Below are 19,544 nucleotides of genomic sequence, written 5' to 3'. Positions count from 1 at the left end.
CTAACCACATAAGCACAATCAACGTTAGATACATATTTAAAAGGCGGCGCAGTGACGGAGCACTAACGGGGGGCTGCTCAGGTGAAAATCGTTGTTGCAGCGACATTATACAAAGCAATAATCGCGAACAGTCCGATGATCAGTGAAACCAATCGATTGACTCGATTGCCCGCTATTATCGACGGTAGTTTTCGACCAAAAATGGCACCCAGCGCAACCCATGTCATACCGACAGGAAGAACCACGAGGGAAAAAACTGTCATGAATGAAAGGTAGCTTTCCACGTGCAAAAACGTCCCTGCGGGGGCTATGAGTGTGGCGAAAAACAGCCCTTTCGGATTGTTGAGTGTTGCCAAAAACAACGCGGAGACCGAAATCGGAGAGGGCTTTCCGTCGGGGTCCTGGTGAATCGAAAACCACAGTTTCAGGGAAATGTAGAACAGGAACATCACGGCCAGAACCTTGGTCGTCACCACCACCCAACCATAGTGTTCGATCAGAGCATCAATGGATAAGCCCCACGCGCTAATCTGAATCACATAAGCCGCCCATTCGGCAGCGACCAGCTTCAGCGAATACGTACTCAGGCCACGACTGATCCCGGACTGCAGCAGCAGCGAATTGGTCGGCCCCGGCACCAGCAGCACGGTGAGCATTGCAATTGCAACGTAATACATGGTCATGCCCTGTACTCCAAAATAGTTTTCCAATTCACCAGGTTCAAACATTAAAACGACAGGCGCATGGGCCAGCGCTTACACCTTCAGGAATTCCCTGAAGCGGGCACCGATTGTTAATCCGCTATGACCTTATTTCTAAACGTACGCCCATTTTATTGATCAGACGCTTGCAAGGTGTGCGTTATCGATTTGACGTCGGCTGAAAACTGTCCTTGATCGCTTATTGCCAATACATCCTCGTCCTACCCTTAAACACCTTCCACACCGCCCCGCTCTCCGATGACCACTCTGTCGCCGGCTTTAAGCCCCGAACGTATTTCGACCCTGACCTGGTTATTGATACCCGGCCCTACGTAGGCTGTTCTGACCTCGTTACCTTCACCCAGCACCCTTACACTGTAGGTGCCGTCGTCCCGCCGATCACCCAGTGCGGCGACAGGGATCGTTAATACGCCCTCCTTCGCCTCCAGCACAATTCGCACGTTAGCGGTCATGTTGATGTAGAAGCGGTTTTCAAGGTTGAGGACATCGAAAAGAGCGTTGTAGAAGACGGCTTTGCCGCTTTCGGCTGTTGCTCCGGTCTGGCTTGCAGCGTCCACAGGACCCGGCTCGATCGCCTTGAGGGTGGCGTTATAGCGTGTGTCAGGATCGCCCGGGATAGTGAAGTAAATCGCAAGACCGGGTTTGATCTTGAGCACGTCGGCTTCGGAAACCTGCGCCTTCACGGTCATGGTGTCGAGTTGCGCCATCTTCAGAATGACCGGTGCCGTCTGGTCTGCAATGACTGTCTGGCCCTCCTGAGTGACGATGGCGAGGACCTGACCATCCATTGGTGCGAAGATTCGTGTGTAGTCGAGTTTGATGCGTGCGGCTTCTTCCTGCACGCGGGCCGTGTGTAATTGTGCGGTGAGCGACACCAGGTTGGCGCGTTGGGTCTCCAGCTCGAATCGGGCCTTGTCCTGATCCGCTTTGGAAACCGCCGTCGTAGCGCCCAATTCCTGATATCTACGATCATTCGACTCGGCAAGTTTCAACCTGTGCAGTGTCGCGTCCCGCTCAGCCGTGAGTTGTTCGATCTTGACAACCGCCTGGCGCAGAGCATTTCTGGCGGGCAGTGGATCGATCTCTGCCAACAGCTGGTTTTTTTTGACCTGGTCACCTGGTTTGACTTTCAGGGACTGCAATTGCCCGGAAACCTGGGCGCCAACGTCCACTTGATTACGCCCCTGAAGCACACCCTGTGCGGATACGGCGTACTCAATGTCCGTAACTTCTGCTGCGGCTGATAGAAAGGCAGTCTCTTCTTCTCCGCTGGCGCCCTTATAGAAGGCATAGCCTGCCAGCGAAACCGTCAGATCGATCAGGACGATTCTCAAAAGGATTTTGCGGACATTCAATTTCCGGAAAAAGCCGACCATGCTCACGGTATTCCCCGCTCAATGGGCGTCCCGGATCTCGGATGAATCAACGGATCAACACTTAAATAAAGGGCGTACATGAGAGTCTCTACTTCGATACTACAGCTGTCCTGCGAGGCAGGCGTTCATCCTGCAGCCATGTACTAATGGAAACATCAGGGCCTGTGTGCGTCTGTCCCCGCATTCCGGGACATTGTCGCGGGGCGTCGCCGATTGCTCTATCCGGCTTTTCCGGATGGCGGCCTGGACGAGAACCGATTCCTGTGCGGGCACTGTGGACGGTGCCGCCGGACGGCTGTGTCTGAAACGCAAAAGCGAAATATATTTTGAGCACGCTACAGCGGCCGCGAGAGGCAATAGCGCAGGCGTGAAAAACTTTATTTTCGAGACACCCGGCCCGTCATGTATGTCGCTGTAAACGTCGTGCCTGAGTAGTTGCACCGGTGATGTTTCGAAACGGCCAGCCGTAAAAGATCTTTTATTCTGAAACGTTGCACTGAATGTCCTCTTATGGTTTTTGCCAAGTACTAGGTGAACACAGTGGGCGCTGGCGAACCGGCCTGTAGCGAGACGTTTGTCCCCCTTTTCCCCTACAGACTGAGCAGGGTCCCTATGTGTAAATTCTTTAAGGCGCTAGTAATATTGTCCTACAATCAGACAGTATACTCATTACTAGGCAATAAGAGGGCTGCCCTGTATGCGAGGTTGCTTTTGGTTCGGCTGGAGACTAACGCCATGGGGGCAAATGTGTAATGGAAGCCAATCTACAAATGACGGGAAATCAGTCAGCGTATTTTTTGGAACTGGGGAAGTTAATCGCAAGTGTGGGTGATGCAGGATTCGCTGCGAACATGTATCAAATCATCGCGGCCACCGTCCCCATCGATTTCCTTGACCTGAGCGAATGGACGATCGACGAGAATGAAGGAAGCGTTATCAGCATCCAGCCTCTGGGGCAAGAGAACGCCGATCACAAACCGATGAGCCTGACTGTGTCGCAGAACCAGGAGATGCTGCTCGCTCGAATGCTCAATGTGGACGACTTTCTGCTCGTTCATCTGAAACCACTCTGCAGCGTTGGACAGGCCAGCTCTGGTTCGTCGGGTACGTATCACTGCAATCTCGTGTCGCGCAAGTCGAACAGGCGCTATGTCATTTCCTTGCACCGCGATCAGCACCAACGTGACTTTTCACTTCACGAATTATCGTTCTTGAAAAATTTTTCAGAGGCATTGCTGCCCCTGCTGGAGCGACATGCCCAGACGACCCGTACCTTGTGCAATGCGCACGCTGACAACGAAGCCATTACACAGGGCGGCCAGCAGCTTCACCGTGAATTCAACGAAAAGCTGAGCCAGTCGGAGGTCCGGTTGTCATTGCGTGAAAAAGAAATCTGCCTTGGCATTTTGGCGGGTGCGACGGTTCCAGAGCTGGCTGACAAGCTGCACGTCAAGAACAGCTCTATCGAGACCTACCTCAAGCGCGCCGGAGCGAAACTTGGCGTGAAGGGGCGACACGGTTTGGTCAAGTGGATGACAGGCGTATCTCAAATAGCGTGAGCCAGCCTCCACCGCAGAGCGTTGTTAGCCGTTCGATCGACTGGCGGCTGAAGTCAATCTGCACCAGGCGGTCGGCCCAGGCAGCTCCGAGACGACGCTACCCGGCCGCACTGTCAGCCAACGGGCCATCCATCGGCTAAACAGACTGAATCTACTGTTCTGCGGCAAACAGAATTAAACAATGGCTTGTAGAGAAACCAACATAAAATAAAATAGAAAACAAGCGCGTCCTGATGAAGGGTGTTATTGCTCGCATTTCCTATGCACTAACGCAAGGGCTTATTCACTTGCTATCCAGCCCAATAAATAGTAGGTCGCGACGCGCCGGGGCACTCACGCGCTTCTTCCCGATGCGCAGCACATCCAGTAATGCGACGCGGAATGACACGCAGCCCTATAGAAGCAGTAGTGTGAGATACCTCTCTTTTCGATTAATCTTTTTTCATTGCAATTCAGGCGTGAAACATGAACTATATGGTTAGTATTCGGTCATAACGGTCAGCGTAGCTTAATTCAAGCTTTTTGTGACCTATATGATCACCTTAATATAAAAAACGGTGCTGCACGACCCGTATCGCCACGCCCCGTGCGCATACGCCGACAACATGGATAGGGATAGGAGTTGATCGTCATGCCAACGTTACTGCCTGCTTTTACACCGCCACTTCAGGCTGTAGGGCGGCGCCCTCCAGGGCGACTGTCATCAGCCAGTCCGCTAGTTATCCAGAGTGATTCGCATTTCCCGGAGGCGTGCAGGAAATGCCAAACTCAATAAAAATCGATAAAAGTCGCCACTGTTAAACAGTGCAGTGTGTAGGGTTAGCGTTCTCGCTTTTCGTAGCGCGCTTGACTTTTTATTGTTGTACGCTCCTGGACACCGCTCCTATTTAACTTTCAACCTATTGCTGAACCCTTATAAACTTTGTATGACGATCTACATACAACCTGTTTGCCCACAGGACTCAAAGAATACAAAACACTTACTTATTCATCTGCTGAATCAAGGCTGCGCCTTGGCGTGTCTCTTTATAAACGGAAAAAGGAACCCCGATGAACATGCAACAGCTTTTCCCGCATCTCGGCAAAGTGATCTCCGGTATTGGAAGCCGTCAGTTCGCCCGCTTGCTCCACGAGATGATTACCGCTTCGCTGCCCGTGGATGCGACCCATGTCATTCAGGGACTCAGTCGATCTACGAATGAAGTAACCGGCACTCACGCCATCGGTGTCTTTGGTGGAAATCTGCACCAGGTGCTCAACCCGGGGATCGACAACAGACGTCTGGAGCCTGTTCTGTTGAGCCCGACAGAGCTGGCAGACACTCGCGTCGACAGATCCATCAGGTTCGAGTCACCCGCCTACAACGCGCAGGAGAAGCCAGGTGAACTGCACCCTCATGCATCTCTCCCCCAGGTACATCTCGCCTACCCGGGCAAGGGTGAATATGTACTGTCGGTTTATCGGTCACCCTCTGCCAAGGCATTCACCAGTCAGGAGCGCGCCCGTCTCAAGGACCTGTCTTGGGTCGTGTTGCCCATTGTGAAGCAGCATATCGCGACTGTGACGCCTACCCTTATTTCGACAATCCCCTCGCCTGTCACAAAAAGCCTGAAAAACAAAGATGCCATGGAAGGCCTGCGTCAGCGTTTCCTTGGCCGCCTCGAGGCCTCTGCGCTGAGCCTGTCTTCGCGCGAAACCGAAGTGTGTGTCGGGCTGCTGGCCGGTCTCACAGTACCGCAACTGGCGGACAGGCTTGATCTGAAAGTCAGCACGGTGGAAAGCTACTTCAAACGCGCTGCGGTAAAAATGGGCATCGCCGGTCGCAGTGCGCTACTTCGCTGGTTGCATACCGAGCATCGCGTGCAGCACTCCATCCCTGTAGAGATGTTTCAGGCAGCTGTCTGAGCAGAAGGCGTCCAATTGCTGTCCCACGTTCGGGGATTTTCCCGCCATGCAGCGGTACGGTCTGTAGATCGGTTGATACCCGTCGCGACCGCGACCGCCGCGCCATCGGGCGTATGCCAGAGATCATCACCGCATCGCTCGACTGATCAACGTCGAGTGTAAACGACCACCCTGTTCAGGCATGTGCGCATCGCGCCATTCCTTGCGCCCATAAAAAAACCCGCCGAAGCGGGTCGTTTTTTTCTATCAATACCATTCCAACATCCTGTCAGTAGCCATCCCGGCAATGGTGATCATCCTTGACCTCCGAAGCGCCTCCTGCGCAACGGTTGATGGGTATAGATTGCTACTTCGCGAGCGAGTCGTACAGGGCTGATCCACTCCGGCTCGTGTAAGCCTTTCGCTATAGGTTCAACTACGGCGCGGTGACCTTACCCCTGTTCAAACTCGATCAATACCTTGCCGATGTGCTGCGCAGCGGCGAAATACGCGTAGGCTTCGGTGGCATCGGCAAATTTGAATGTCCTGGCGACTACCGTTGCAATTCCATTGGCCTCGATGGCTTGAATAAGAACTCAGCCAGCGCCACTCCGCCGGTCCCCAGACACAAAACGAGTTCAGCCGGTTTGACCTGGCTGACGCCCTCGCCTACCGCGATGACCTCACCCACGCTTTCGGACATGGGAATGCGCTCTGGTAATTGTCTGGGGCCGTATCTGCCACGCAGGATTTGAACATCCCGGATGATGAGGCTCACCAGGCGCGGCGCCACGATAGTCTGCCCCGGCCCGGCGATCGGCTCGGGCCGCGTGTTCTGCAGCGTGTCGCCTGCACGATACCTGCTCAGCGCTATCGATGTGGGTGCCTGCCGATATATCGACACGTTCAAGCATGGCTCGACAATCGCCGCTCATTACCAGAAACTTGGCAGCTCAGGTCTGCTTGTGTCGGAATTCTGCCTCGGTACGATGATCTTTGGCACCCCGGCCCGGCAATACGCTGCAGTACGAATAGTTCGACCTCATTACTGCCCGTGCCCCTCACGCAGTTATCCACTTCATCGATATCGCCAACGGAGCACGTTAATGTTTCACGTCATGTTCAGCATGCCCTGCCTGTACGTCATCGCCCGATTCCTATGGCCGATGCCCTGGGCGTTATCGGCGAAAATCGCCGTTGCGGTGCTGCTTGTCCTTGCCTCGCAATACCATCTGTATTGCCGGTTTTCCTCCGGCAGCGTGTTCTCGCCGGAGTTTCCACGCTACATCGTGATGCTGTTCAACTGGGCGTTCGGCGCGATCCTGTTGCTGGCGGTACTGCAAATCATTGTCGACATCGGCACATTGCTGACGATGCTGGTGCGCTGGCAGACGCTGAGCATTCCGGCCAATCTGCGGTACTTCATCGGTGTGGCAGCTCTGGTGCTGGCGGCAGTCGGTGTCCAGCAGGCCGTGCGCGTGCCGCCGGTGAAAGACATCCAGATCGCGATTAAAAACCTGCCTCCGCAATTCGACGGCTATAAAGTGTTGCAACTGACGGACATGCACATCAGTCGTCTGTTCGATGCGCCGTGGACGCGTGAGGTCGTCAAGCAATCAAATGCGCTGGGTGTCGATCTGATCGTCATCACCGGCGATCTCATTGACGGCTCGCTGAGCAACCGGAAGCAGGATATCGAGGCCCTGCGCGATTTGCGTGCGCCGGACGGCGTGTACGTCATTCCCGGCAATCATGAGTACTTTTTTGATAACCAGGCGTGGATGCAGCACTTCGTCTCTCTGGGCATGATCCCGCTCGCCAACAGCCACACGCTGATCGAGCACGACGGTGCGCGCATCGCTCTGGCCGGCGTCACTGATGTCACGGCGCCGAAAACCGGCTTCCCTGCGCCAGATCTGCAGAAAGCCATAGCAGGCATCGCGAAAGACACTCCGATCATCCTGCTCGACCATCAACCCAGAAACGCGGAGGAAACAGCGACCCACGGCGTAGCGCTGCAACTCTCCGGGCATACCCATGGCGGCATGATCTTTGGCCTTCACTGGCTGCTGGCCCTGGCCAACGGCGGATTTGTGTCGGGGCTTTATGAGGTGGGCGGGATGCAACTGTACGTCAACAACGGCACCGCACTCTGGCCGGGGTTTGCCATTCGTCTTGGCAAACCTTCGGAATTGACCCGGATCACGCTTCGGCGGGCGCTTTAGCGCCCCATCAGCGGGGCGCTAGCTTTATGCACTGAAGATTCGCTCCATCCGTTCACGCGCAGGTCCTGTGAGGCGCTTTATACCGAACAGTCGAGCAACCTCCAGGGCCTTGTCTTCGGCATCGACATTCGCCGCTGCAATGCTTAATTCTTCAGCAGCAACCTCTTCTATGGCTCGTGTGTCCTCGCTTGAGGCCGGAATCCGGTACGTCGTCCATCCGGCCACGTCGCCCTCCGCGTGCCAGACGAATACCTCGTCAAACCCCGCTTGCTGGACATAATGGTGCTGTTCCGCCAACTCCAGCACGCGGTCTCTGATAAGCCGCCCCGACCGTTGGAAACCATGTACACGCGCAATGCGCTGGACTAAAACTGCATCGAGAATCGGCGCTTCCTGGCGCAGCACCTCTTCAATGAGCTGGCGAAGTACCGGCGTGTAACCAGGCAGGTGAAACTGGTCGGCCTGGATCAATGGCGCAAGGGCAGAAAGGTCGGCTATGCGATAGATGCCCTTCTGCCCCCCTGCCTCAGGTGGAAGGCCATGAGACCGCGCTATGCGAATCTCACCCGTCTCCGCCGACAACTCACTGATTGGGGCAGCCAGTTCTTCAGATGACTCGCCACTGATGCGGGGACCGTTAGAAAAGTCTATGACGACAGGCTCGGCCGTTGGCGGCTCTGTTATCCGATGGTCCTCTGTTTCTGCCCGGGATTGCGCCAAAAGATCGTTCAACGCTGCGTTCAGCCTCTGCAATGCCCCTTCCTTGTCCACCCACCATTCCGTGGACCATAGCCGCACCAGACTCCAGCCGAGGCCACTGAGAATTGCTCCGCGGACCTTGTCCCGATCCCGGGCAGTGGCGGCGCTGTGATAGGTAGCGCCATCGCATTCGACGCCGGCCAGATAGTCACCCGGACGATCCGGATGGACAACTCCCAGATCAATGCGGAAACGAGAGACTCCGATCTGCGGAATCACTTGCCAACCGAGGCGCCGTAGCCCTTGAGCGACTGCTTCCTCGAACGGCGAGTCATAACCACCGACCGAGCCCTGTACCGCCTCGGCCAGGGCTTTTGGTCCGCGCTGGGCGAATTCTATGAAATGCTTCAGATCACGGACTGCACGGGCATTGGTCCGGTTCAGGTCGATCATTGACGGGTCAAAGGATGAGAACACCAGCATTTCCCGGCGAGACCGTGTGATGGCGACGTTCAGTCTGCGCCAGCCGCCGTCCTTGTTGAGGGGGCCAAAGTTCATGGACATGACCTGCGCACCCGGCTCGGTCGGGCCATAGCCTATCCCGAGCATGATCAGATCGCGCTCATCACCCTGGACTGTTTCCAGATTCTTGACGACCACCGGCTCGGTCTGAGTGTCCTGAAAAAACGGCTCGATCTGCGGGTATTGCTTGCGGGCGTTGTCCAACAGGTCATTGATCAGTTTTTGCTGGTCAGCGTTGAGCGTGATGATACCGATCGAGTGGCCAGCAGCCACGAACGCGGGATCGGTAAGGCGCTTGACTGTCTCGCTGACAATGGCTTCGGCTTCAGCCTGGTTGTAGCGCCCTTTGCCCTTTGCATAAACACCTTCAACCCGGCGCCACTCCACAGCACTTGCGCGGGTCTCTGCTGCCGGGAAGGTGATGAGATTACTGTCGTAGTAACGGTGATTGGAGAAGGCAATCAGGCTTTCGTGGCGACTCCGGTAGTGCCAGCTCAGACTGTGACTTGGCACCCCTGCTCCCAGGCACTCGTCCAGAATACTTTCCATGTCTTCAGCGGTATCGTCGTCGCTGGCATTCGGGCCACGGTTGAAAAAGTTCGTCGGCGGCATTTGACGCGGGTCTCCTGCGATAACGACTTGCCTGCCTCGAGCTATCGAACCGATCGCGTCCCACGGAGCGATCTGCGAAGCCTCGTCGAAAATGACCAGATCGAATGGCGGTTGATCAGCGGGCAGGAACTGCGCAATCGACAGCGGGCTCATCAGCATGCAGGGCGCCAGACGATTCAGCGCGTCGCCCATTTCAACAGCCAGTTGCCTGACAGGTTTGTGCCGGCGGGACTTCTGCAATTCATGCTTGAGAATGGCAAAGCCGCTGCTCTTGGGTATGTCATTTTTGGAGGGGATCAGGCCACAGAGTTTCGCCCGGATATAACGCACTGTCAGCTTCGCCATTTCGTCGTCCAGGCGAACGAAAGCGCCGATGTCGCTCATGTGTTCGGCAGCCACGAAATTCCTCAACAGCGGTTCATCGTCTATGCCTTGCGTGGCGAACCAATGGGCATAGGCCGTAATGAAGGTTTCCTCGCTTGCGGCAGGTGACAGACTCCCTGCCTCGACAGCACGGGCCAGACTTGCCAAACCAGCCTCACCTGCCTGCTCGCGAACCCGGCACCAATCGCACCATGCCTTGAGTTGCTCCTCCTGTTGCTGGATCGACAGCGAAGTAGCTCGCAACGCGCCAACGCTCGATTGTGTATCTGGACCGACTGCAGACAATTCAGCAAACAGTCGAGCGGCGTCTTCGTAGCGAGACAAAGCCTGTTGCAAGGCTGATAACGCGACGCCGATTTGCCCGCCCGGCGCCAACATTTCATTGGCCTCAACGACCAGGCGTGCGACGGCGCTGCGCAATGAAACGAGGTGGTCCGGTGATTCGGCCAGGCCGCTCATCAGCCCGCGCAGGTTTTCGGCCAACGAGGCTGCACGAAATATCTGTGACACGTCACTGCTCAGGCCCTGCCAGCCCGGGATCGACTGCAGACCACCGGCCAATGTATCCAGTTCGTTCAGTTGCGCGTGCAGGCGTTCGAAAATCGCCAGGTCGCCAAGCGTGTCCGGCAGACCTGCTGCGCCACCTGAAGAGGCCAGTTTCTTCGCGACCTTTTTCTTGGCGAAAGTCGCCAGGAACCAGAACTTTCCTTCGGCATCTCGCCATTCGCTGCGCATCGCCTCAACGGGAATGCGACGACAGGCTTCGTCTGCATAATCCAGCGACAGACCTTCCTCAAGCTCTCGATAGCTTTCGATTAACTGGCACGCGCGCCGGGCTGCTGCGATACGCGCGACGGCATCGGGTGCAAAAGCAAATGAGAGGTTCAGTCCATAGGACTCCACGACCAGAGTCGCCAGTTCATCAAGATGCTGAACCTGCGCCACTTCAGCTACAGGCAAGTTCAGGTGCGTCAGGCCAAGAAGCTTTTCACTCGCCGCATTCAACGCGTCAAGGGCCTGCGGCAGCTCACGTGCGGCATTCGCAATGTGTGCCTGCCAGGCGTTCGACCACTGGGTCTGCGCCAAGGCGCCGAATTTGCCTGACAGATTACGTGCGGCATCACCGTTCAAGCCTAACCGACGCGACAGATCCAGCAACTGGCTGTACTCGTCAGCATCATGTTGCGTGCCTGATGGCCAGCTCAGCCTGGGTGTTTGAGGGCCATGATCACGCACCACACGACCAATCGCCTGATGTAGGGAGAGCCCGTTGCTCCAGCGTCGGTGCAGTACCTCGACCAGTTCGTTGAGTCGCGAACGCAGCGTCTGCAAACGAGTGGCTTCACGCTCCCATTCCTCGGCGCTCAATGCGTCGCTGACGTCCCAGGCGCGGTCCAACTGCTTCAGCACTTCAACTTTGGACGCCTTGCTTGAATGCAGCTCCAGGCAAAACTCGCCAAGCCCCTTCTCTGCCAGGCGACGGTAAACCACGTCCAGGGCTGCGCGCTTCTCTGCCACGAACAGTACGCGACGACCCAAGGCCAGATTGTGGGCAATCATGTTGGCAATGGTTTGCGACTTGCCGGTTCCCGGTGGCCCGTCCATGACAAAGCTGTGAGTACCGGCAGATGCCACCACGGCAGATAACTGCGAGGAGTCGGCGGGCAACGGAGCGAAAAGCATGGCGGGCGTTACTGACGAGTCCAGCTGCTCTGGTCTTGGAAACTCGTCTGAGCCGGAGAAGCCCTCATCTCCCTCAGAGGGGGCCAGCAAATGCTTGACCAAAGGGCTTTGCAGCAGCTGTGCTGCGTTGGCATTCAGGTCTTTCCACATCAGGTATTTGGCAAATGAGAAGGTGCCAAGAACGAGTTCGGTGCTCACCTCGAATCCTGGCACGTCACGCACTGCTCGCCGCACCATGTTCCAGATGCCAGTCACATCAATGCCGCTTTCATCACTGGGTAGTTCGCCATCCAGCCCGGGAATCAGCAACTCGAAATCGTGCCGCAGCAATTCAAGCAGCGTAAGGTTGAAACGCGGTTCTTCATCAAGAAGACTGAGCGTCACCCCGGACAAGGCACTTTTACGTTCAAGTTTTACCGGCAGCAAAATCAGGGGTGCGGAGTAGGTTTTCGGGTCGTCGGCACTCTTCTTCCACTTGAGAAACCCGATGGCCAGAAACAGCGTGTTTGCACCGCCCTCTTCCAGATCGCTACGCGCTTTGCGGAACAGATCGATCAGGGTTGCTTCAAGTTTTACCTTTTCCAGAGTAGCGAGCACTTCGCCGCGAGCCAGAGCCTGACGAGCAACTTCGTCGACCAGATTTTCATTATTCTGCTGCTCGTACAGGGCCACATCCCGGCCACTGCTGTTCAAGTCAGGTACTGACACGATGCGAATGCGCTGGCCACTGGAAAGCAGATCTTCAAGCACTGCCGGATCCGGGCATATCAGTCGCACGCCCTTTGCGCTGTCCGGAAGATGCAGGAGACGATTGCGAGTCGTCAGATCGAGGAGTTTACGTTGCCACAGCGTCAGTTTGCCGGCCGGACCTTCGCTGTCAGTATTAATTTCGACATCGAACCCCGGAAGCGCCGGAGCCTCCTCCAGCCCTTCAATAGTGGGTGGAGCATCGGCTGTCTCATCCGATCCCTCGGTGACTGAGACGAGCGCCATCGGACGAATCTTCTGCATCCGGGCACGGTGCAAATCGATGGCCATGATGAACTGCTCATCATCGAGCTGACGCTCGGCGGCTGTAATCGCCTGGGAAAAGCCCGGCGCAGGTGTTTGTGTAGAAAGGGTGGTTTCGAATACCACCATCTCCTTCAGATCCAGGCGTTTGCGTACTGCCGACGCCTCATCGGTCAACAATTGGGAAAACTCTTGAGGCTGCAACCAGACGCCTGCGAATGCGTGCCCCTTGGTCATGATAAGCAGGGCATTCAAGCCTGCCTGCTCCAACGCCGCCGCAAACAGCAATGCAGTGTCCAGACAGGTCGCTACGCCGTTTTCCAGAACCACACTCGGAGGCCGGACCTTCTGGCCCTGTTGCTCAAAGCTGGCCGGGGGCAATGCATAGCTCAACTGAAAGCTGCACACTGCGGACCAAATGGCAGAGGCAAGCTCCCAGGTTCGTGTGCGCGACTTGCTCTCATAGCCGTCAATGCCATCTTTCTTGCCCGCGCGCCGTAAAACCTGTGAGGCCGCTTTGAGTACGCGATCCACCGCGGGATCATTGGGCATGCAGAAAGCCGCAAGCAGCTCCGGCATGGCGCTCAAGCCGCCCCATTCTGTGCGCGCCAGCAGTTCTGTCGGGAAGCGCTGCTCGACGAGTACGTTGTCGCCCTGGGAAAGACGCATCACCACGTCAGCGCTGAGGCTTTCAGTCAGCCCGGACAAATAACCTGCGTTAAGCTTGATGTCACGCTCGGAAATGCTGAGGCGATCACCGGCATGAATGCGGTCTATACGCCAAGTGCGGCTCTCTACGAAATCCGGGTCGGTGCTTAACGTCAGGGTCAGGTTTTCAAAACCGCTTTCTTCCTGGTTCCAGATACTCAATTCACGTACCAGCGGTACGGCGTTCTGGTGGGAGGCGAAACCGATCTTCCGGGCGATCAGCGCCTCAATCTTGATGTTCATTCACGGGCTCCTGCAGATGCGAGCGCTTGCCTTAGAGAGGCAGCCAAATGGGCATATAGTCCATGAGTCATCGACAATAAGGAATGCTTATATCTGAATCAGGCACCTCACCCGCATCAGGAACTCACATTGACGCTATCAGCGCCAATCCCGATCACAGTTCCTCGACGGCGCTGCAACTCGCTGCACTGGCAGAAAGCCGCAGGTTTTAGTGAGCGACAAGTATCAGAGAAACGCTTATCGCCTCCGGTGAATCTAAACTTCCGCATTGAAGTTCGAGAGCGCCGACTTGAAGCTCATGCCCCTTATTTTCCAGGAACCGCCAATGCCCTCACCGGCCCTTCGGAACCACTCATTGCCAGTAGCTCTTTCACCTGGGCCAACGGCAACGGTCGTCCGAACAGGTAGCCTTGGGCAAAGTCGCACTCATGGGTGGCCAGCCAGTCTGCGAGCCGTTCGTGCTCAACGCCCTCGGCGGTGATTTTCATGCGCAGGCTTTTACCCAGAGCGAGGATGGCCTTGACCATCTCGTTCTGGTTCTCAAGCGCCGTGTCGAAGAACGATCTGTCGATCTTGATTTTGTCGATGGCCAGCCTGGTCAGATGATAAAGACCTGAATAGCCGGTACCGAAATCGTCCAGAGCGACGCTCACGCCCATCGCGCGCAGACGCTCCAGATTCAGGCGGGCACTGTCGACATTGGCGACCAGTGCGTTTTCCGTCACTTCCACTTCCAGCCGACTCAGCGGAAATTTCCCTTCATTGGCCAGCTGTTCCAGCCAGTCAGGAAAGTCGGGGCTTTCGATCATCAGTGAGGTAACGTTGATCGCCAGCGTAAAGTCGCTTGGCCAATCGCGTGCCTGATCGAAGGCTTGAAGCAAAAGGGTCGCGGTGAGTGGTTTGATCAGCCCCAACTGTTCCGCCACAGGAATGAAGTCAAGCGGCAGGATGATCCCGCGCTCGGGATGCAGCCATCGCGCCAGCAGTTCGAACCACGCCAGGCGTTGCTCGGGAAGGCTGACGATAGGCTGATAGAACGGTTGAATATCTTTCTCTTCGATAGCCAGGGTGAGTTCGCGCGCGAACTGCTCCTGCAGACGCTGCTCGCGCTCGAAGCTGACTTCATAGAAATGAAACCTGGCTCGGCCACCGGCTTTACCGCGGTACATGGCGCTGTCCGCACGTTGCAGCAAGAGGTCGGGGTCTGAGCCGTCCATTGGCGCAATGGCAATGCCGAGGGTCGCACTCAGGGCCACACGCGGCAGGCCAACGCTGGATGCTGCGATTTTGGCCAGAATGTTTTCAGCGAGCGGCGCCAGTTCGGCATGACTGAAGTCACCACTGACCGCCAGACCGAACTCGTCGCCGCCCAGTCGAGCCACGGAAGCCTGCCACCCGACAGTGGCGTCGCGCAGGCTTTCGGCAACGGCGCAAATAGCCGCGTCTCCTGCCGCATGCCCGTGGGTATCGTTGATCAGCTTGAATTTATCCAGGTCGATCAGAAAAACCGCCGTCTGTGTCGCTGGTTGCTGCAACCGCGCAACCAGTTGCTCGTGAAACACACGCCGATTGAGCAAGCCGGACAATGGATCGTGGCGGGCCAGAGATTCGCTGAGCGCCTGTGACTCGAGCAAGTCGTTGTAGCTGCTATGGAGTTGTTGCATCAGGCGTTTCAGAAGAATGAACGGTATAACCATCGATAACACGGCAAAGCCTGTCGAGGTCAATACAAAACGCCAACGCTCGGCATTTTCGAAGTCCTGGTCATAGGGCAAGCCCATTGCGGCCATGGCGAGGGATTCAAGTTCGAATTCCCACGCGATTGCCAACAGGAAAATAGAGAGCACATAAAACCACATACGGTGTAAAGGTACTTACGAACCATGTGTGGGCTGCGCAGGAAAGTCATAGTTACAATGCTCGAAATGACGGCGGGTGCAACGGTTATAAGCAGCGTATCGGTAGCCGGCTATCAGTCTTGAGGCTGTAGCGTGGTGATTTCGATAGTGTTCGCCTTGCGCGAGTGCTGTCCCATGGATTTAATAAAACACACTCATTTAAAACGTCTATAAGCAGGTAGCGCTGCGACCATCAGTACACTTCCCTTCCTGTTTGACTGCGCGGTGAGTGACTCAGCGCAGAACACTTTTAGCGTCCCCTGAGTCACTCCGACTGCTCGCACTTAACTGGAGCGCTGGTCCACAAACCGGCTGACTGCCCGCACTACCGTGTTCGCGCCGTGCTGGATTTCCTGAATCACACGGTCTGCGTCATTGGCCAATACCAGTGCCTCGGACGCCTGTTCGGTGCTGCGCACAATCACGCCTACCGCGTCGGACGCCAGGCTTTGGTTGGTCTTCACGACGTTTACGATCTCTTCCGCCGCTTTTGTCGTGCGAGAGGCCAGTTGGCGTACCTCGTCGGCCACTACGGCGAAGCCCCTGCCCTGTTCGCCGGCCCTGGCGGCTTCAATCGCTGCGTTCAGCGCGAGCAGGTTGGTTTGTTCGGCAATGCCGCTGATGGTCTTGATGATTGTTCCAATCACCTGACTTTGCGAGTCCAGTGCTTCGATGCCTCGTGTGGCCTCTTCCATTGAAATGGTCAGCTGGCCGAGCATCTGCAGCGTGTCCTTGATGACTTTGCGGCCTTGCTGTGCGCTGCTGTCAGTATCGATAGAGGTTTGATAAGCCATTTCCGATGCTTCGGCGACGGCTTTCTCGCGCTCGACCTGTTCAGTGATCACAGTCGCGAACTTGGCAATTTTATAGAGTTTGCCGTTGGCGTCGGTAATCGGGTTGTAAGACGCCTCCAGCCATACATCACGACCGCCTTTGTCAATTCGACGGAAACGATCGACGATAAACTCACCCCGGCGCAGCCTTTCCCAGAATTGGGTATACGCATCAGAAGTGGACTCTTCAGGCACACAAAACATCTTATGATGTTTGCCTTTTATCTGATTCAGCTCGTAACCCATCGCCCTCAGAAAGTTGTCGTTGGCGCTGATGACCGTGCCATCGAGGGTGAAGTCGATAACAGCGGTGGAACGTTGCAGCGCATTGACCAGGGCTTCGTTCTCGCGCGAGGCTTCAATCGTTCGCGTCAGAACACTCGAATACAGAGTGATCTGCTCGACGCCGCCGGTTTCATTTTTATAGGGTACGACGATGGTTCTCAGCCACACCCTCGATCCGGTCTTGCTGACCAGGCGCAACGTGCCGCTGAAATGCTTGCCGTCGCGAATCGCGGTCAATGCGCGCTTCTGGTGAACGTCACCGCTCAGTTCCGGCGGGCTCAGTTCAGACAGGCTGCGCCCGACGAGCTCTGCCTGTGCGTAGCTCATCTCCGTCTCGAACAACGCGTTGACGGTCTGTATTTTGCCCGTGCCATCCAGCACGACGGCGACTGTCTCCAGATTGAGGATTTGCCCTGCTTGCTCAAGCATGGCAAGGCGGCGCTCCAATGCCTTATTGGTGTTTTTCAAATGCGAATTGAACATTGCGGCTATCCGGGACAGTTTGGGTTTGCAATCTGCATCGGTCATGGAACCGCAATCTTGAGCGGTGCAATCGAACTTAATACGAAAATAGCCTGCCTGTTGTCTGATTGTGACTATAGGATCCAAAAGTTATAACTATTGATCAGTCGACAGTGGTTATATTCATGAATCACATCAAACGCGCTGTTTCAGGTTTCATTATCACTGTTGAGTTCTGCTGACCGTGTTCTCCCCATTCAGTCTGCCGAGAAACTCTTCCCTTCTTTTTCGGTCCGCACTCTCCTTGCCAAGCAATTCGGGCAACAGTTCGTTCGCCTGTTGCGGACTCAGAATAAATACCCCGTCATCATCCCCGACGGCGATATCTCCCGGCTTCACCTCCACGCCGCCTATATTGATCAATCCATTGAGCTCGCCGCTTTCCCCGAGACTGCGCGTCGTCATTGCGCTGATGCCACGGCTGAACACGGGCAGGCGATGTTCGCGCAAGGCGGCAACGTCGGTGACCGCGCCCGAGACGACGACGCCGCCAAGCCCCTTGATAAGCCCGGCCAGAGTGCGCAGTTCGCCCCAGCAGGCGCAATGCTCGTCGCCGACACATTCAATCACCAGTACATCGCCGGGCAGGCTGTTCAGCAGTGCATCGCGCAGAATGCTACCGTCGGGCAGCTGCAGTTTGACCGTGACAACGTTGCCGACCAGTCTGGCACCCTCGAACAGCGGTCTGATCCCGCGCAGGTAACCCACGTCGGTCAGATGGCCAATGGTTGACGCGGCAATCTCACGGTATTGCTCTATGACGGCGTCGCTGAGTTGTTGCTGGCGGTGTGCAATCTGCTTGTTCATCGACATTTCTTGGGTCTCAGTAACGGACAGGTTGAGCAATACTCGACGGGGTTGCTGGCGTCGTAATAGAAGCAGCAGGTGCGCCGAAAACGGATGCTTTTGCCTTCGGCTTCCAGCACAACCGTCGGACGGCGGAAGTGTTTCAGCGGGTTGTAGGTCAGGCCGAACAGCGTGGGATCGGCCTGGTGCAGCAGCCAGTCGAAATCGGCTTCACAGCGCTGCCGGATCGCCGGGTCTTCAACCTTGTCCATGCGCTTGTCGTACAGCGAATACACGCGTACTGCGGTGTTTTCCCACAGAATGCGTCGGGAAATGCCAGTGACACGGTTGAAGGTTTCCCACAGCGGCTGAAGCAGGTCACGAAACAGCGTGGCAACGACAGCATCACGCCACGCCTCACGAGCGCCCGGTTCATAACCCACAGGCGTTGTATCGAGCAAAGGCATTGAAGAGGTCCAAAGGCCGTCATCGTGCGCGTATTCGACCACGCTGTTGTCCAGCGACAGGGCCAGGCCCTTGTCGTAGACCGACATCGCGTACAGGCAGGCACCGGTGCTCAGGAAGGAAAAGCGCTTGGCCAGCAACGATGCGGTGATTGCCTGGGTCGGAGAACCGATCACCGGCCCCAGCTCGCCAAGCAGTTGCTCGCAGACTGCGTCGTCCAGCAGCGCGCGGGCCGGCAGTGAGCGCGGATCGTGTTCACCTGCCGGCCTGAGTCGCAGCGCCCCGGACAGCAACGCCCATTCGGATTCGCTGAACGCCTGCGCCAGACTCATTGCGGCAGTTCCCGGCCAAAGGGAATGCACAACGGCGTACCAAAGAATGGATCGGCGATGATCCGGCAGTTGAGGCCGAAGACCTGCTTGACCAGCGCCTCGCTGAGGATATCCGCCGGACGCCCCTGGGCGAAGGCGCTGCGTTCGTGGACAGCGACCATATGATCGGCGTAACGGCAGGCCAGATTCAGGTCATGCAGGACCATCACGATGGTCTTGCCCTCTTGCCGATTCAGGTCGCGCAACAGGTCCAGCACTTCGATCTGATGAGCCAGATCGAGAAAGGTCGTTGGCTCGTCCAGCAATACAATGTCGGTATCCTGCGCCAGGGTCATGGCTATCCATGCCCGCTGACGCTGACCACCTGACAGGGCATCGACGGGTCTGTCAGCCAGTTCCTGCATGCCGGTCTGCGCCAGAGCCCGTGCGACCATGGCTTCATCCTCGGCGGACCATTGCTGCATCCAGTTCTGATAGGGATAACGCCCCAGCGCCACCAGTTGCCGCACGCTGATGCCTTCCGGTGCGCTGGGCATCTGCGGCAGAATCGCCAGTTCACGCGCGACGGTCGCAGTGGACTTCTGATGGATGTCGGCACCGTTGAGCACGACGGTGCCCTGCTGGGGTTTGAGCAGGCGCGCCAGGGATTTGAGCAAGGTGCTTTTGCCGCAACCGTTACTGCCGATCAGCACGGTCACCTGGCCTGCGGGTAACTGCAGATCAAGGCTGTCGATGATCACCTGCCGCTGGTAACTCAGGGTCAGGTCGTGGGTTGCGATTGACGCCATCCGTAAT

11 protein-coding genes and 3 pseudogenes are annotated in these 19,544 nt (G+C 56.4%); 3 read left to right on the top strand and 11 right to left on the bottom strand.

Annotation, left to right across the window (positions count from 1 at the left end; all coding sequences use genetic code 11):
- Positions 1-77 precede the first annotated feature (77 nt).
- Both KUIN1_RS13545 and KUIN1_RS13540 read right to left on the bottom strand, forming a co-directional pair.
- Positions 78-683 carry a LysE family translocator gene (locus KUIN1_RS13545; RefSeq protein ID WP_024641217.1) on the bottom strand — a complete coding sequence of 202 codons (606 nt, stop codon included), beginning with the start codon at positions 681-683 and terminating at the stop codon, positions 78-80.
- Positions 684-928: 245 nt separating this feature from the next.
- Positions 929-2,104, bottom strand: coding sequence for an efflux RND transporter periplasmic adaptor subunit (locus KUIN1_RS13540; protein ID WP_024651029.1), 1,176 nt, complete (start codon positions 2,102-2,104; stop codon positions 929-931).
- A gap of 764 nt (positions 2,105-2,868) precedes the next feature.
- Between KUIN1_RS13540 and KUIN1_RS13535 the strand changes: the two genes are divergently transcribed.
- Both KUIN1_RS13535 and KUIN1_RS13530 read left to right on the top strand, forming a co-directional pair.
- The gene (locus tag KUIN1_RS13535) at positions 2,869-3,657 is read left to right on the top strand and encodes a helix-turn-helix transcriptional regulator (RefSeq protein ID WP_024638706.1); all 789 of its coding nucleotides are present in this window, start codon (positions 2,869-2,871) and stop codon (positions 3,655-3,657) included.
- A gap of 1,050 nt (positions 3,658-4,707) precedes the next feature.
- Entirely contained in the window at positions 4,708-5,562 is an 855-nt protein-coding gene (locus KUIN1_RS13530; RefSeq protein WP_011267810.1) for a helix-turn-helix transcriptional regulator, read from the top strand.
- 431 nt (positions 5,563-5,993) lie between these two features.
- Here KUIN1_RS13530 and KUIN1_RS28005 read toward each other — a convergent pair whose 3' ends face one another.
- Both KUIN1_RS28005 and KUIN1_RS13525 read right to left on the bottom strand, forming a co-directional pair.
- The gene (locus KUIN1_RS28005; RefSeq protein WP_232060029.1) at positions 5,994-6,107 is read right to left on the bottom strand and encodes a hypothetical protein; all 114 of its coding nucleotides are present in this window, start codon (positions 6,105-6,107) and stop codon (positions 5,994-5,996) included.
- Positions 6,095-6,445 carry an alcohol dehydrogenase catalytic domain-containing protein gene (locus tag KUIN1_RS13525; protein WP_032607397.1) on the bottom strand — a complete coding sequence of 117 codons (351 nt, stop codon included), beginning with the start codon at positions 6,443-6,445 and terminating at the stop codon, positions 6,095-6,097. Before KUIN1_RS13525 ends, KUIN1_RS28005 begins: the two co-directional genes overlap by 13 nt.
- Before the next feature lie 202 nt (positions 6,446-6,647).
- Between KUIN1_RS13525 and KUIN1_RS13520 the strand changes: the two genes are divergently transcribed.
- Positions 6,648-7,766: a metallophosphoesterase gene (locus KUIN1_RS13520; RefSeq protein ID WP_011267808.1), complete on the top strand. Its 1,119-nt coding sequence runs from the start codon at positions 6,648-6,650 to the stop codon at positions 7,764-7,766.
- A 24-nt stretch (positions 7,767-7,790) separates the two neighbouring features.
- Here KUIN1_RS13520 and KUIN1_RS13515 read toward each other — a convergent pair whose 3' ends face one another.
- The 7 genes and pseudogenes from KUIN1_RS13515 to KUIN1_RS13490 all read right to left on the bottom strand — a co-directional run bounded on the left by KUIN1_RS13515 (position 7,791) and on the right by KUIN1_RS13490 (position 19,537).
- Positions 7,791-13,628 carry a DUF3320 domain-containing protein gene (locus tag KUIN1_RS13515; RefSeq protein WP_152092034.1) on the bottom strand — a complete coding sequence of 1,946 codons (5,838 nt, stop codon included), beginning with the start codon at positions 13,626-13,628 and terminating at the stop codon, positions 7,791-7,793.
- A 305-nt stretch (positions 13,629-13,933) separates the two neighbouring features.
- Positions 13,934-15,537, bottom strand: a pseudogene (locus tag KUIN1_RS13510) (putative bifunctional diguanylate cyclase/phosphodiesterase).
- Between the two features lie 273 nt (positions 15,538-15,810).
- Positions 15,811-16,239: pseudogene (locus tag KUIN1_RS28685) on the bottom strand (methyl-accepting chemotaxis protein); the annotation flags it as partial.
- A gap of 111 nt (positions 16,240-16,350) precedes the next feature.
- Positions 16,351-17,073 (bottom strand): annotated as a pseudogene (locus KUIN1_RS28680) (PAS domain-containing protein); the annotation flags it as partial.
- A 255-nt stretch (positions 17,074-17,328) separates the two neighbouring features.
- Complete coding sequence (locus KUIN1_RS13500) at positions 17,329-17,979, bottom strand: RraA family protein (RefSeq protein ID WP_162496667.1); 651 nt, start codon at positions 17,977-17,979, stop codon at positions 17,329-17,331.
- Positions 17,970-18,749 carry an IucA/IucC family C-terminal-domain containing protein gene (locus KUIN1_RS13495; RefSeq protein WP_054092174.1) on the bottom strand — a complete coding sequence of 260 codons (780 nt, stop codon included), beginning with the start codon at positions 18,747-18,749 and terminating at the stop codon, positions 17,970-17,972. The genes KUIN1_RS13500 and KUIN1_RS13495 overlap by 10 nt, the downstream gene beginning before the upstream one ends.
- Positions 18,746-19,537, bottom strand: coding sequence for an ABC transporter ATP-binding protein (locus KUIN1_RS13490; RefSeq protein ID WP_003372869.1), 792 nt, complete (start codon positions 19,535-19,537; stop codon positions 18,746-18,748). The genes KUIN1_RS13495 and KUIN1_RS13490 overlap by 4 nt, the downstream gene beginning before the upstream one ends.
- Positions 19,538-19,544: the final 7 nt, after the last annotated feature.

The organism is Pseudomonas sp. KUIN-1 (assembly GCF_009176725.1).
Lineage (GTDB): Bacteria > Pseudomonadota > Gammaproteobacteria > Pseudomonadales > Pseudomonadaceae > Aquipseudomonas > Aquipseudomonas fragariae.
This window is presented reverse-complemented; position numbering and strand designations above follow the sequence as displayed.